This is a genomic window from Proteus terrae (assembly GCF_003144325.1).
Classification (GTDB): Bacteria; Pseudomonadota; Gammaproteobacteria; order Enterobacterales; family Enterobacteriaceae; genus Proteus; species Proteus terrae.
Window position 1 is genome coordinate 40,929 of sequence record NZ_PENS01000004.1, and the last position, 14,994, is coordinate 55,922.

At 38.6% G+C, this 14,994-nt stretch carries 13 protein-coding genes; 5 read left to right on the forward strand and 8 right to left on the reverse strand.

Annotation, left to right across the window (positions count from 1 at the left end; translation table 11 throughout):
- The first annotated feature begins 148 nt into the window (after positions 1 to 148).
- Positions 149 to 1,129 (forward strand): LacI family DNA-binding transcriptional regulator, encoded by a 981-nt coding sequence (locus DK857_RS03645; RefSeq protein WP_109401570.1) that lies wholly within the window; start codon positions 149 to 151, stop codon positions 1,127 to 1,129.
- Between the two features lie 222 nt (positions 1,130 to 1,351).
- Here the strand turns inward: DK857_RS03645 and DK857_RS03650 are convergent, their stop codons facing one another.
- Positions 1,352 to 1,846, reverse strand: a complete 495-nt coding sequence (locus DK857_RS03650) for a RidA family protein (protein WP_069369589.1) — start codon at positions 1,844 to 1,846, stop codon at positions 1,352 to 1,354.
- Between the two features lie 45 nt (positions 1,847 to 1,891).
- Positions 1,892 to 3,313: an NAD(P)/FAD-dependent oxidoreductase gene (locus DK857_RS03655; RefSeq protein WP_109395019.1), complete on the reverse strand. Its 1,422-nt coding sequence runs from the start codon at positions 3,311 to 3,313 to the stop codon at positions 1,892 to 1,894.
- Between the two features lie 921 nt (positions 3,314 to 4,234).
- On the opposite strand from DK857_RS03655, the gene DK857_RS03660 reads away from it, so the two are divergent.
- The 4 genes from DK857_RS03660 to DK857_RS03675 all read left to right on the forward strand — a co-directional run bounded on the left by DK857_RS03660 (position 4,235) and on the right by DK857_RS03675 (position 7,168).
- On the forward strand, positions 4,235 to 4,771 hold the full coding sequence (locus DK857_RS03660) for a toll/interleukin-1 receptor domain-containing protein (protein WP_109401571.1): 537 nt from the start codon (positions 4,235 to 4,237) through the stop codon (positions 4,769 to 4,771).
- Positions 4,772 to 4,861: 90 nt separating this feature from the next.
- Positions 4,862 to 5,350, forward strand: a complete 489-nt coding sequence (locus DK857_RS03665; protein ID WP_109401572.1) for a TIR domain-containing protein — start codon at positions 4,862 to 4,864, stop codon at positions 5,348 to 5,350.
- A 1-nt stretch (position 5,351) separates the two neighbouring features.
- On the forward strand, positions 5,352 to 6,515 hold the full coding sequence (locus DK857_RS03670) for a toll/interleukin-1 receptor domain-containing protein (RefSeq protein ID WP_109401573.1): 1,164 nt from the start codon (positions 5,352 to 5,354) through the stop codon (positions 6,513 to 6,515).
- A gap of 2 nt (positions 6,516 to 6,517) precedes the next feature.
- Positions 6,518 to 7,168, forward strand: coding sequence for an SLOG domain-containing protein (locus tag DK857_RS03675; protein ID WP_109401574.1), 651 nt, complete (start codon positions 6,518 to 6,520; stop codon positions 7,166 to 7,168).
- Between the two features lie 106 nt (positions 7,169 to 7,274).
- Here the strand turns inward: DK857_RS03675 and DK857_RS03680 are convergent, their stop codons facing one another.
- The 6 genes from DK857_RS03680 to DK857_RS03705 all read right to left on the reverse strand — a co-directional run bounded on the left by DK857_RS03680 (position 7,275) and on the right by DK857_RS03705 (position 14,730).
- Positions 7,275 to 8,450: a TIR domain-containing protein gene (locus tag DK857_RS03680; RefSeq protein WP_227003112.1), complete on the reverse strand. Its 1,176-nt coding sequence runs from the start codon at positions 8,448 to 8,450 to the stop codon at positions 7,275 to 7,277.
- Between the two features lie 188 nt (positions 8,451 to 8,638).
- A complete protein-coding gene (locus DK857_RS03685) occupies positions 8,639 to 8,818 on the reverse strand; it encodes a hypothetical protein (protein ID WP_227003113.1) in 180 nt (59 codons plus the stop codon).
- A 271-nt stretch (positions 8,819 to 9,089) separates the two neighbouring features.
- Positions 9,090 to 9,530 (reverse strand): hypothetical protein, encoded by a 441-nt coding sequence (locus tag DK857_RS03690; protein ID WP_109401576.1) that lies wholly within the window; start codon positions 9,528 to 9,530, stop codon positions 9,090 to 9,092.
- Positions 9,527 to 11,650, reverse strand: coding sequence for a hypothetical protein (locus DK857_RS03695; protein ID WP_109401685.1), 2,124 nt, complete (start codon positions 11,648 to 11,650; stop codon positions 9,527 to 9,529). The genes DK857_RS03690 and DK857_RS03695 overlap by 4 nt, the downstream gene beginning before the upstream one ends.
- A 7-nt stretch (positions 11,651 to 11,657) precedes the next feature.
- Positions 11,658 to 13,400, reverse strand: a complete 1,743-nt coding sequence (locus DK857_RS03700) for a hypothetical protein (protein ID WP_109401577.1) — start codon at positions 13,398 to 13,400, stop codon at positions 11,658 to 11,660.
- Complete coding sequence (locus tag DK857_RS03705) at positions 13,363 to 14,730, reverse strand: site-specific integrase (RefSeq protein WP_109401578.1); 1,368 nt, start codon at positions 14,728 to 14,730, stop codon at positions 13,363 to 13,365. The genes DK857_RS03700 and DK857_RS03705 overlap by 38 nt, the downstream gene beginning before the upstream one ends.
- Positions 14,731 to 14,994: the final 264 nt, after the last annotated feature.

Genomic DNA, 14,994 nt, shown 5'->3' on the forward strand with positions numbered 1-14,994 from the left:
TAAAAGAGAGGGTAAGGTAATTAACATACTAAAATGTGAAATAGCTCATACTAAAAAAACACAATTACCTCAATAAAGATGGGTTTGTCATAATCATATTAAGATATATTAGGTCATCAACTAATTGAAAGGAGCAACAGCATATTCAATGGCCGGGATCCGTGATGTCGCAAAAAAAGCCAATGTCGCAGCAAGTACTGTTTCTAGAGCATTAAATAACAGTGGTTATGTATCTCAAGCTGCACGAGAAAAAATAAAGAAAGCGGTAGAGGAATTAGATTATATTCCTGATACTTGGCTAAGAAATTTATATCAACAGAAAAGTGCAGTTGTTGGTGTCATTATTAATAGCCTTGAATACCCTTATTTTGCGACAGTGACACGTTTTATTGAAAATAAGCTCGCTAAAAATGGCTATAGCATGATGTTATGTGCAACACAAAATAGCAAAGTACGCGAACGTATATTTTTTGATATGCTTAAACGTGGTCAGATCGACGGTATTATTGCAGAATATCTATTATTGGATGATAGTGAGTATCAACATATTCAAAAGCCTGTGGTAACACTAGATCGTCATCTTCGTGATATTCCATTAGTTTGCTCGGATCACCATACTGGCGGTCGATTAGCTGCGGAACACCTTATTCAAAAGGGTTGCAAAAAAATCCTCTACATTGAAGATAATTCAAGTTATTTATCATCAACACCTTCATATCAAAGCTGTTTAGCTTTTAAAAAAACGCTTATTCAGGCAGGTATTAAACCTATTCTATGCAAAGTAAATTGGAAAGAAGAGGAGAAAGATTATTTTCACTCTTTTGCCACAAAAATACTTTCTTTGCATTCAGATATTGATGCCATTTTTGCCGCTGATATTCCCGCAATGGCATTATTTAATGAAGCAACAAGACGAAATATTGCCATTCCAGAACAATTAAAAATCGTTGCTTACGATGGAAGCCCTTGGTTAAATCAGACACTGCGCCAATTAACTTGTATTGAACAGCCCTTTGAACAACTGGCTGAAAAAAGTGTAGAAGTGATTAGTGCATTAATTGAGAATAAAGAAATAGCAGATAACGTCTCTGTTATTCCAGTGAAGTTTATTCAAGGTGAAAGTAGTTAAGACATAATTTATAAATATTTACGTATTTCAATGAATTATAGATCAGGTGCTAATAAAGGTAGATTGTTATAAGGTATTCTAGAAGACCAACTCATATGTTTATAAAAATACATTTTATCGACATAACATATCGATACCATAAAAAACGCCAAAGAAAGTTGCCCGTCTTTGGCGTTTTATTTGATTATATTTTACTTCGAAATTGAGTAAAAGCTATCGTTCTTATTTTGCAGGACGAACAGCAATAACTTCAATTTCTACACGCCATGCTGGATTTGCCAGTTTAGCGATTTGGAACGTTGAACGAGCTGGCAGTTGTTCAGTTTTCGAAGCATCAAAGTACTTAGAATAACCGTCCATAAAGCCTTTAAAGTCCATCTCACCTTTAGTTTCTTCTCCACCGACTAAGAAGACTTGCATTTTAACAACGTCTTTCATGTCTAAGCCAAGTTCATTCAGGTGAGTTTTGATTTGCTCTAATACACTGATAGTTTGTTCTTCAGTGTTACCATAAGAAGCCAATACACCTTCTGGCGCATCTGCTGATTTCTTAGCGGGTACTTTGCCACTTAAGAAAACAAGGTTGTTACCTGCACTAACTTCAACAGACTCCGAAATAGGCATACCGTTTAATTTATGGTGCACAACACCCTCCGCATTCGCACTTGCTACACCAAAAATAAAAGGTAGGGCAACAAGTAAGCTTTTATAGCGCATGAAAACTCCTTAATATGTTTAATTTACAGTAAAACAAGGGGTTACTTATTTCTTAAAACGATCCATACTAAATGGCGTTGGATCAATAACTGGTTTTTTGCCCGTTACGATATCAGCAGTAACTTCACCTGCTGCTGGGCCCTCGGTCATACCCCATACTGTCGCGGTATTAATAACCAGACCAGGGTATTCTTTGACCTCAGAAATAATTGGTAATTCATCAAATGTTGGACTAACAACAGCACCCCAACGTTCAACGACTTGTGATTTTTCAAATACTGGGAATTCCGCTTTCATTCTTTGGAATACAGCATCTAAATGCTCAGTATTTTGTGTTGCTGTTGCAGTACGATATTGTTCAAACGGTGTTTTTTCATCTAATTTCCAAGATGTTGCCATCTTGAATGAATTAAATAAGTCTTCACCAATAGAGAATTCTAATGGCAGCTCACCACCACCTAACAGATGCATAAACTTAGGCCCTAACAAGAAGCTATCTTTCACGATAGAACTTGTGAAAATACGTGGTGCGACAGCATAAGTACCATCGGCTTGTTCACGGAAGTGAATACCATTTGGTAAATGCACATTGCCACGAGGTGCGCCCGGAACACCTGATACACGTTGCTGTGATAAGTAAACATTCAGCGTTGGAATATCAATGCCCATGTTACCCATAAATAAACGTGACCAAATACCACCCGCAAGAACAACGTGAGATGTTCTAATTGCGCCTTTTTCTGTTACAACATCAGAAATTTTACCACCCGCAGTTTCGATGCCTCTTACAGCGCAGTTGGTGTAGATTTTTACGCCAATTTGTTTAGCGTAACGAGCTAATGCAGGTGTTCCTGTTTCTGGATCAACAGAACCTGAGTCTTCTTCAAAAGCGGCAACAGTCCACGGTGTTTGGGCACCAACAAGACGGTTTGATAACTCTTCACCTTTAATAATGCGAGTATTTAATGGTGTATCAAATCCAGCCGTTTCTTTAGCTGTTTTGATCCATGCTTGAGCTTTATCAAACGCTTTTTCATCAGCAAGGGCTTCTACACGACCTTGTGTGCGATAACTAGTATCGGCACCAATTTTCTCGTTCATTCCACGCCATAAGATTTTCCCGTAATGGTGTAATGGGAAAATTTCTGGTGATGTCTGATAACTAATAATTTGGCTGTATGCTCGGCCTGATTGTTCACCGCCAATCTCGCCTTTTTCTAAAATAGTGACACTCATGCCACGTTCTGCAAGGTTGATAGCGGTCATGATACCTTGGATACCAGCACCGATAATCACTGCATCAGACTCTTTAGGCAGAGCACCCTCTGTACCTTCGACAAATGATACTCTAGATTTAGTTTCAACGAATTTGCCATCACGGCGAATCATTGGAACTAATGTAGCGCCACCAGCTAAAACACCCGCAGCACCAACACCTAAAAGCAGCTTTCTCCTTGAAATTTTCATCTTCTACCTCAGTAATGGATTTACCATTTATATTTATAATGTTATTCGTTTATTGCTTTAAAATTGAATAATAGCATAGTTCATTATATTGTTAATAATTATAATTATTTGTTAATCATTTCTCTAAACAACAATATCCACAGATACAACATGGTCAATTTAATCGATTTTTCTCATAAAAAAATAGCATTTAAAGACATTCTTTCTTTGAGGAACTATTTATTAATTAATAATAAACAAAGAGATAGCAACAAGATTTAAAATTGTTAATAAAAAATATAATTATTTATTTAATTAACATTTAGATACAAATCAACATGTAACTCTGTCAACATTTGTTTACAAAGTAAGCAAAACTCATCGCACGATTGTATAAAATAAAAAGATGCCCCTGATTCGTGATAACTTTTTACAAGGCGAGTAGTTTCACCTAATAACTGGTTTATTGGTCAGTTAGTAGACGAATATGCTTTTTGGAAAATACATAGAAAAGAGGATATTTGAGTTCGAAACAAAGCTGGGCAACGACAAATTTTCAATAAAAAAAGCCAGAGGATTAACTCTAGCTTTTCATGTGATTATAAAAGTAAGCTGTATAAATATAGCTTATCTCATCGTATTGGCTTACTCCCACAAGTCGATTCTGAAATAAATCTTGAAAGCCTTGTGGGGTAAGATTTAGTAGCCTTTTCCAAGGAAATGGGGATTTTTCACTCCTTTTCCTAAAAATGTAGATCCTATAATACATTTTTCCAGAATCTCACGTGAGCAAATGCTTCTCATTTAAAGTGATGGATGCACCTTTCATCGCGTTCTTAGGGTCTTCTATTTGACCAGCATCTAACCATACTGCATTATGTGTAGTTGGTTATGTCAGCTGTTAATATTTTCTTATTAAACAGTTCCCGTTAGAGGATAACAGTGGCTCTATTAAAAGAATCAGACTTAAGGTCTTACCTAAGCAAAAGTAGTCTTGCTTGTGAAAGTGCTTCTAATCGGAGCCTTGATCATGAAAAATTTGATGTCTTCTTATCCCATAGCTATCGAGATAAAGACTTGGTTTTTGCTGTTAAAAAATACTTGGAAGACCATGATTTATCTGTATATGTGGACTGGATTGATGAACAAGAGTTAGACCGTTCCTCGGTGGATGTTGAGACAGCTGAAACATTGCGAAAACGTATGTCCCAGTGCCAGTCTTTACTTTTTTTAACATCATCGAACTCTACTATCAGCAAGTGGATGCCTTGGGAGTGCGGGTATTTCGATGGAATTAATGGGAGAATTGCTATATTTCCCATTGCAAAATCCGATGAAAGCTCTTTTGCTGGTCAAGAGTACTTAGGACTTTATCCATATATAGACGTAGTTGGTACTACTATTTGGGTTAATAGCGTTAAATCTGGATATTGTTCAATGAAAGACTGGTTAAATGGTAAATCACCTGATAGCTATTAGTGCGTAAATAAAGGTCTCACATTCCCATTTTAGTTAAAGTGGAATGACAGAATAGCACTTTTAACGTGATGATTGTTTTGGGAGTAATATATGGCTAGAAAAGTATTCTTTAGTTTTCATTACGAGCGTGATGTTAGGCGTGTTGTCCAGGTTCGGAACTCTTGGGTTGTCCGACCTGGAGGTGAGGCTCAACCTTTCTATGATAAAGCTGAGTTTGAAGAAGCAAAGAGGCGTTCAGGTGGCATAGAACAGTGGATTGAGGAGCAACTCAAGGGGACATCTGTTACAGTAGTTCTATTTGGCGCTGAGACTTATGATAGAAAGTGGGTACGTCATGAAATCAAACGTAGCTATGAACTAAAGAAAGGTATATTGGCAATAGACATTCATAGTGTTAAAGACCCACAAAAAGGCACTGATACCAAGGGTAAAAACCCTCTAGATTATTGGTACATCGAAAATAATGGTAATAAAACATATTTTTCAGAGATGTATGAAACCTATGATTGGGTAAATGATGATGGATATAAAAATATCGCTACTTGGATAGAGAAAGCAGCTAAAGCAGCAGGTCGATAATATGATGGGGATTTATGAGTTTGCTGTTTTAGGTAGTGTTACTCCTAAGCAAAGACAAAGTTTAATAAATTCAATTCAGCAGATGGCCTCTGAGTTTGAACTTGACATCGATAATCAAATCATAATCTATGATGCAGAGACTGTAAAACAAAGAAATAGATCTTCAGCTTTTGCTGCTGTTTATTTTGGAGGGCTACCTCAGGTTGATATAGACGCTGCAAACTCAATATTCACTGAAAGTGTTCCAATAATTCCTGTGGTTAATAGTTTGGAGCAGTTTTCAATATGTATTCCTGAATTTTTACAGCCCACAAATGGATTTTGTCTAAATGGACAAGATACAGAAATAAAAGAGCTTGCAACATTAATGATGGAGTGTGTAGGCTTACTGCGCCGTCAAAGGCGAATTTTTGTGAGTTATCGCAGGACTGAATCACGTGATGCTGCATTGCAGATACACGATCTTCTTATGAGAAAAGGATTTGATGTATTCCTTGATACGCATGATATACGTCCTGGAGAGCCTTTTCAGGACGTTCTTTGGCACAAGCTTTGTGACTCCGATGTGTTAATCATGCTAGATACACCTACTTATTTCGAAAGTAGATGGACTCGTGAAGAAATCGGTCGTGCCCGAGCTAAGGAGATTCATGTATTGCGCGTAGTTTGGCCTAACCATGAGCCAAATAAAATGGCAGATTTGTCAGAAACTATCTACTTAGACAATGAAGACTTAGAAAACGATAGTGGGCCGCTAACTATTGAAAAAATAGAAGAAATTTCTCTTAAGGTAGAAAGTGTTAGAAGTCGTAGTATAGCGGCTAGATATATGTCTATTACAGGCCGTCTTCGGGCTGATGTTGAACGTATTGGTGCTCGCTTCGAGGGTGTTGGTGCTCATAGAGCAATTGCCATTCGTTTAATTGATGATAGAAAACTCTGGTTATATCCTGTCGTAGGGATTCCAACCGCTGAGACTTTAAATGATATTGCAATTAAGGCTCGGTCAAATCCAGATAAAGGATTCCCAGTTCTTGTATATGACGATATAGGAATTAGAAAAGCTTGGTCTGATCATTTGCAATGGTTAGATGAGAATATCAAGTCTGTGCGAGGGTTGAAAATTACTCAGGCAGCTTGGTCGCTGGCTGGTTGGGAGTTTTGAAAATGGACGATTTTATTTTTTTATCTGCTAGTGTACCAGATCCTAAACGAGCTCCTGAGTTTGCAAATTCGTCTAATTCTGTAGCGATTACTTCAGCTGTTAGAGCATTAATTCATGTTACCTTGGGACGTAGAGTTTTGGTATGGGGAGGTCATCCAGCAATAACTCCAATGATAAAAATTGTAGCGGAGGAAATGGGTTTTGACTACGAGAGATGGGTAAAACTATATCAGTCCTTATATTTTAAAGATCAGTTCCCTCAAGATAATAAAAATTTTAAAAATGTAGTATATACAAAAAACATAGAAAACAATCTTGAGAAAAGCTTGCTTCACATGAGAGAGCGAATGTTCGCAGATAATAATTTCAAAGCTGCTGTTTTTATTGGTGGAATGGGTGGGGTTATTGATGAGTTTAACCTGTTTCAGAAACTTCAGCCAAATAAAGATATTGTGCCAGTTATCTCGACAGGCGGTGCTACATTAAAAGTTGCAGAGCTTATGAATGAACCACTAGATAGTGACCTTTATAATGATTTAGATTATGTCAGACTCTTCCATAATAGTTTAGGCATCTCAACAAAAGAAGAAAGATTTGCTAGTCCTGAGATTCAACCAGTCGAGATGGAAGATCGCTACTGGAAACCTGACTAAGGCTTATCGTTCTAATTTAAGAGAACAATTTGTAGTGCTGATGATTTTTAGATGCACTACAAATAAAGTTTAAGGCATAAGTTGACACATTATTTTGCGCGTATGATTAACTTTCATTTATCCAGTCTACCAACTTGTGCTGTTTACTTTTGTTAAATACAAGAATATTACCATCTATAATTCGTACTGCTGGATAGGTGTTGATTAATTCATTTGATTTACCATGTTCATTGTCTAAGTTTAGAACTGCGATTTTTTTTCCTAGTTTAGAAAAGTAATTAATTTCCCAAGTTACCCAACTAGATAAATCTGACTCCTTTGTCCGAATTAGAATCAGGTTTTGTGATTGTCTCATTCTAAGTTCTAGTATTGTTGGTGTATAATGACTAAATTTACTCCTATTTAAATCTTGCCTATCGCTTTTCCAGTCAACGAAAGCGACAAGCCCTAATGAATTTAACTTAAAAACAAATTCATCAACCATGTCTGCATTTGAAACTGCATGAGATATGAATACATCGAAATATTTTGCATGTTCTATGTAATCATTCTCATATAGCTCCTTCACAATATCTTCAGGAGTCCTTCCTATATCTTCCTTATAGTCGCAACCGAAATGCTTTACCAAGGTGTTGTATTTTTCTTGCGCCCCTTTTCCTTTTGGTGGAAGATATACAACTTCATCAAATCGTTGAAGTATCCTTAAGCAATAATTTCGTATAAACCAATCCTTTTCGCCACTCATCACCTGTCTAAAGAAAAAGATAGTACTTTCATTTTTGTACTTGCTGCATTCGATAACTATTAAAAGTCTACGCAATTTATTTTTTTCGTGCCAATATTTTTCAATAAGCAGACTAATATAGTTAGGAGTGACGAATTGTGTTGATATGTTGTTGTTTCTGTACTTTATTTTCTTTCTATTGCTATCTAATTGGGCTTCTACCAGAGCTTCTTTTTTTGCCATCTGAGCTTGGGAAAAATCAAAATCTCGCTCACAAATATCATTTAACTTGGGTTTAGCTAAACTATACAATAGCTCTGATGGGTTTGGAAAAAAAAGAGGCTTTCCTCTTCTCCGTCGTTTGTTTTTTTCTTGATAAAATCTAAAGTGTTTCTCCATGCTAATAATGTCATCAGGATATATTTCAGAGAACAACTTGATAAAATCGTTCTTTTTAATTCCCGGTGGCGTGAATGACAAAACAGTTCTTACCTTTTTTCTAAATTTTTTACGATACAACTCGAGATATTTGTTTGTTTTTCTTTGAACGCTTCCCATAATTGATATCCTTCTTCGGTAAAATTTAATTCCTATTATTTTTTACAGCCTTATGGTCACCGCTAAACTGGATATTAATACAATTCAGATGAGTTGTAATTATTCATGCTGGAGCCTTTGATTTCAGCTTGTTAATGTCATTCATAACATGATTGAATCTACTTGAAAAACTCACACATATAATATAATCACAATTTAACACCATGACTTAAGCCGTCTTGTAGTTCAATATGAAGGCGGATTTTTCCTCCGCCTGATTCAACAATTTGTTTCAACTGCTGTAGGCTATCGATAGTACAGCTATCAATTTGGTAACTTGCATCAGCACCGATACGCTTGAGTAGCTCCATCAGACGAAGCTGAATCAACTGCTTCGACGCTATCTCTTCGGCTGCGTAAACGACCTCTTGAGGCTGCTCTGCAATCAGGGCAAGATCACGAACGAATGTAGATCACATTTATTAAGGTGGCACGATGTTTAAACGAGCTAGATTGCTCATGTCCCACGGCATAAAGTTCACAAAAGTGTGATCGGGATCTGTTCATGCTCTCGCCCTGGCTCTGCAATGATGTCTTCAAGTTTTCTACCCATCTTCTCTGCCTTTGAGGTTAAGCAGGAAAACTAGCTCAGGTATACAATCACTTGATTCTCACAATCAGGCTCTGTTTGAGCTCAACTATCTGAAGTTCAAGATCTTCAATACGTGAAAGTGCACTCCTTAGAGCATGACTTAGTTGATGATGTTCTGCTGCCATTGAAGTTAATCTTTGGTTCAATACAGCAACTTTTTCACGATACTGAATTTTTACCTTTCTTTCTTGGTTGCGCTTTTCTCTCAAAATCTCGACGTCGGACTGAACTGCTGTATCAGGCGTAAGGCACTTTAGTTTTTGTGCTTCTGATTGAACTCTGAGCTTGAAATCTGGATAGTAATAACAACTGCCATTTCCCAATCCGGCTTCTTCCTCTACAGCTCGAACCGATAATTTGCGGTGATCGGGTATTCGTTTGGTTTTTCGTTCGATGATTCGTTGCAAAGCTGCTTCAAGCTTGAGAAGTGTATTTTCTGACTTTTTCATAAATCGATAACCTGTAATGGGTGCTGATATTTTTCAAATTTCAGTCCAAAATCATTCAATACTTTCTCGGCAGCTCGAATTTGTGTAATACAGTGAGCATACTCTGAATGGCTGACATCGGATTGCTGCTTCAGATAGCTGCTCAACGCTTGATGTTTCTTTTGCCACCATGGCGCCTTTTTATCATCCACGACGCTACCGCCGCCACGGCAATCGACGCAGAATGCGGCATTTATTACTCCATCCATGTCACATTCATAGCCATTTTTACAATAGCTATGTAGGGTGCCATGTAAAGTTAATCGTTTTTCTTTAACCAATCGATACAAGCTATCCCAGTTGCTATAGATCACAGGTTTGTCGTCACGCATGGCGACAATAGCCTTACCAAAGCTTCCCGTTAGCTTTTCATCACCATTGAACCATTTATTAAAGTGCGCCGTTGTTTGTTCAAGTTTTACTTCGTTGAGCAAGTTAATTAGCTCACTGTCTACCTTTATATCCTGTAGGCGGGATTCGATTGCGCCATTGCCATACCATTCGCTCATGCGAACATGGATATGTTTGAATTGCTGCTTAATGGATATAGGGTGACCCAGTCCATTGCGGACGGCAAAACAGGCAAAAGTGCGTCGAAATTGATGGGTGAGAAAAGGCCAAGGTTCTCCTAACTTAACTTTGTCCTCTATTGCTCCTCCATTTCTTGGATTAAGCTGACGACATTCAGACAATGCTTTTTCATCAACGATTGCACCAACACTTTTCGCGAAGTTTTTCAGCCGATCATTCCATTTAGCACGAGATATGAGAATTGGTAAGTTTTTCCTTTGCGCTTGGCTAAGCCACAAGTTACTGGATGTTTCCATTAGCTTATCCACTTGTCCAGGATCGTTACTATGCGCTGCAAGTTTTACCAATTGTTCACGGGCACATGCGCTCAATGAAATTGCGAGCGATATGGCTTTTTCTACTATAGGGCTGGTGAGCCACTCTTCTTTTTTTCTACCAGCTGCAAGCTTATGTGTTGCAGCTGATACAGAGTGAAATAATTGTCCGTTGATAGTGTAAGTGCGAAAACTATCCTCATGGAGTTCAAATAGTTCGCTGACCCTCATTCCACTGAATGCGCCGCAACATATAAAACAAGCGGCTTGAAGATTCGCTCTCCATGTAAATAACCAATTTCCGTCAACATTATGGTTGGGTAGTAAGCCTGTTCCCCTAAGATGTTGCGTGATGATCTCAGATTGAGAACGAGGAGTTGCTTTGTTGATTTCCTCAACGTATTTTTTGCTATTAAGCCTGCCTTCCACATCATAAAGCCACTTCCATCTACCGATGGCTAGCTTATAGTCTACGGCTGCACGGCCAATATCATAGTTTGATTGTAAATCACGTTCGAGTTGGGCGAGTTTTTCTCTATGTGGCCATGCTTTTTCCACGTAGCTGACAGCTTGCCCGTACAATACGTTAACCAATGCTTGTGGTATAGCAAGTGATTGCTTATGTTCTAATTTCTCTTGATCTGCAAGCTTTTTTGCCAACTGTCTATAGTTGATGCTCGGTAATGTTAATTGAAAAGGTAGCCACGGATTCAGCCTTTCCACAGATTGAAGAGCGGTGAAAGCGAGTTCAAGAGTGCGTTTGCTTAATGACTCATTTTGCAAATCTATTTCAAATTTTTGCCAGATATCATGGTTGTTTAATTCACTAAAACTATTGGCTCCGTTATTTTTTAAGCTGACTAACGCTCTTTTTAAACCAATATTAAACCTAGATGTCAAAGTGGATAGTTTGCATTTTTGTCCAAAACAATGCCCTTGTTCGTATAGCCAGCCATAGGCTATAAGTTTTGCTTCAAGAAGCAAGTTAGGCGAGTCAACTAAATAAGAGAAATCAAATTCTCTTTGGTTTTTATCACTGCCTTTATCCGAGGCATATGGGCTACAATCCCAGCGATTTTGGCCGAAGTGCGCTCTTAATATTTGATGTTGATCTATGCATACAGTTACTTGGTTCAATTTGTCCCAGTTACGCTCTTTGACTAATCGTTCCACATCTTGGGTGTAAAGATTGAGTGAACTAGGCGTTTCAATTGGAAAATGTAATAGTGGTTTCATTTTGTCCTCAGCTAATATTGACACTATCTATATCCATCCACAGGGGATGACGGCCTTCATCTGCTAATTTTCTTCTGGCTTGCTGTACAACTTTGGGATTTAATTGTTTTAAGCGGAGGTCAATCTTTGCTAAGGCTTCGCCAAAATTTTTCTGATAATGAGCACTATCTATATGCAGGCATGCCGATTCTTCAATGCATTCGCGAAAACTAAGAGTACACCATAAATCAGTTACCGATTCGACAAGCACTTGATGTCCGCAGCTCCAACATTTGATTAAATCGGCACATGCTAGATTTTCACTTTCAGTTATGAGCCCATGTGCTCGTGCTCTTGATGTAAACTTCTCAGCCATTGCTCCCATCGGCTCTTTGCAATAACTGCCGTGAGCGCTACGAGTGGGAGGAGATGCTCGTCGGATGTATGCTTCATAGGCAAGTACTTCCACTTTTTGTGCTTCTCTAACCTTTTGTTTCGCTGACTCCACACTTTGTCTGTCACGCACGATCTGTTCTAAAGTTTGGCTTGTATCTCGGTTCATCAGATCGTTTTCATACTTGTTTCCACTTGAGTATGCATGAGCAACCGTCTGAGGAGTGTTATCCAGAAGAATTGCAGCTTCCAGTGTACCTTTTAGTGCCAAAGTTAAATGACTGCCTGTGGCGCGGAAGCGTCTTGGTACAGGCCATAGTATTTCTCCTTGTTCATCGATCATCGGAAAGTACCTAGCTAACCATTTAGCTTTGAAGTCATTAAGTAGACATCCGCTCATCATCTGAACTTTTCTTTTTCTGTAGCTGTAAGCTGGTAACAGCAAACCATCAGGTTTAGGATCGACCAGTTTTGAGGCGGTCATTAACTGGTCAAAAAATTGGGTTGCATACTTAGGAATTTCTAGCTTGTTATGATCCCCTAGCTCTACAGTAATAGTTTTAAATGCCCTTCGTTTAAATGCAGGCATTTGATACCAATTACTTGATATGGCATTGGTTTTAGTTTGTGGACGTCTTAAGCTGTACAAAATGGTGCTATTGCTCCATGTGTAATAACTTAAGAGGAATGTGGCAGCATAAAAAATTTTTGATGCGCCACCGGCTACGGGGTAATCTTTTCCCTTCCAGGAGAATACCATTGTCTGAGCGTTGGAACTTGCTTGAATATGAAGCTCAGGATCGATAATAAATTGCTGATACAACTGCTTAAAAATACTTCTTAGCAAAGGAAGTAACTGCTTCAAATCTGCATCACTATATCCGCGAGTCGGCTCTGTTTGGGAGCATCTAGAACGTCGTGGTTTTAAAGGCTCGATATTTTTAACTGATAGATGTTGCCACTGATATAAGGAAGATAAGTCAGAGCGCAGTCTGCTTTCAGTACTATCCTTTATTTCTCCTCGTCGCTGACGGATGGAGTTATATTCTAACTCTTTGACATATGCCATTTCCGATAGCGGCGAAAGTGGTGGCGTTTGTGAATCACAAAATGCAAAGTGCCTTCTCGCGGCTAGAAATATGTTGCCTTTAGTCGCTGGTGATGCATCTTCTTTGCCTGTAATGGCGATGAACATTCTCTGTGCTATATCATCACGGTCTAATAGCTGAACATTTCCCTGCTTTATTTCATGTGTTTTAGGAACCCCACGATACCTGAATCGATTAAAGTCTAAGAGTGTATGTGCGTTTGCCCCGTTTCGTATGGGAATACAAAGATGTTCAACCCAGGGGACTATTAATTTCAACGTCTTGCTCATTAGCTTCCTCTAATGCTTGGTGCATAATGCTGTCTAGTACAGATATCTTCTCTTTTAACGCTTCTTTTCTTTTGAGGTACTGCAAGTACTTCCATGTCGTGGATTCATTCTTATGTCCCATCCACCCCATCAGTAAGCTCAGTGCATTCGCAGGCTCAATACCTGCTTCAAGTAGGCTATGTAGTCGGTAGGTTGCATAACTACATCTAAGATCATGAAACTTATGCTCAAATTGTATTCCTGACTTAATTATTGAGCGGCGAACTTCTCCAAAGCGAGAGCCTATTGTGTTTGGGTCGTATGGATTACCTTGTTGGCTAATAAATAATGGTTCGTATCGCTGGGCTGTGGTCAGGGCGTCGAGTTTTTCCTTTGAGAGATGAACAGAGTGGGATTTTTTTATGTCATTGATGCCTTTGTGTAACTCAATTCTGCTAAGAAGTTTGTCAAGTCGGCACATTCGTCGCTCACTAATGGCATAAGTTTTCAAATCTGATAAAAGGCGGCTTGTTATCTCAATAGTTCGAGTTTTATTGTATTTTGTAGGTACACCATTACTTGGTCCTATTGTTAGCTCGAAATGAGTGATAGAACCTGAGCGTTGAACCGATTGTTCTAGTGCGGCCAAAGTCAATCCTGACGCTTCTTGGATACGTAAGCCGGATTGAGCTGCGAGCAAACAGATCAGCCTAAATTCGCAAGGCACATTACGTAAATGTAGAGCTAAATGAGTGAGTGCAATTTGAGTTAAGGGCTTTAGCCCCCGAATATTCTTACTGGTTGCATCCCTCGGCGTTCTGATGCGCAAGTCTGTAGTTTGGACCAGAAATTTAGGCATCATATGAGCCAGCATGTCGCTTCTCTGTATTCTTACAAATTCGATTTCGAAGGGTTTGTGTTTCTCGTTGATGTGGTAATAACGTTCATGTGCTGCCCATAAATAAAACTGGACGACATGTGTCATATACGTGTTGGCAGTTGAGTATGCGAGCTCACCAGCTTTAACACTCTTGAGAAGTTTGTCATTTCTATATCGATATGTAGGCTTTAAACCTTTTGCTAATGGGAAGACATCCCAGATTAAATTTTCTGATTCTAGAAAATTCCAATAATGCAAAAGCGCTCTTGCGTAGGAACTTAGATTTTCAAGTCGTTTGTTCGCTTTAAGATGAATGAACCAGTGGTTTACTGGTGCGACATATCCCCAGTTTTGGTCATAAATAGTAGGCAATGACCCTAGATTTCGGCCATTCAGAAACTCTATAGGGGCCGTTTCAATGATGATTTCACCACCTATATGAACGTCGTCTGATTTGATCAAGTAAGCCACGGGATGAACTTTGTAATAACTGTTGGTTCATCCAGTATCTGCTACTGCTATCAAGATCCTAAGGCCTGTAATGTACCAATTTGGGCAGTTTGAGCGCTTGCTGTGATTAGAGAATGCTGTTAGAACTTTCACATGTGAAAGTTTTTTGGGATATTTGTAAGGTTAGATCCTAGGCCTGATGGAGTAGCCCCTGTAGTCGGCGTTTTTCAAGTTAGTGGTCAAGTAAAACTGGATTAACCGGTGGGAGAGGTACAATGCATCATG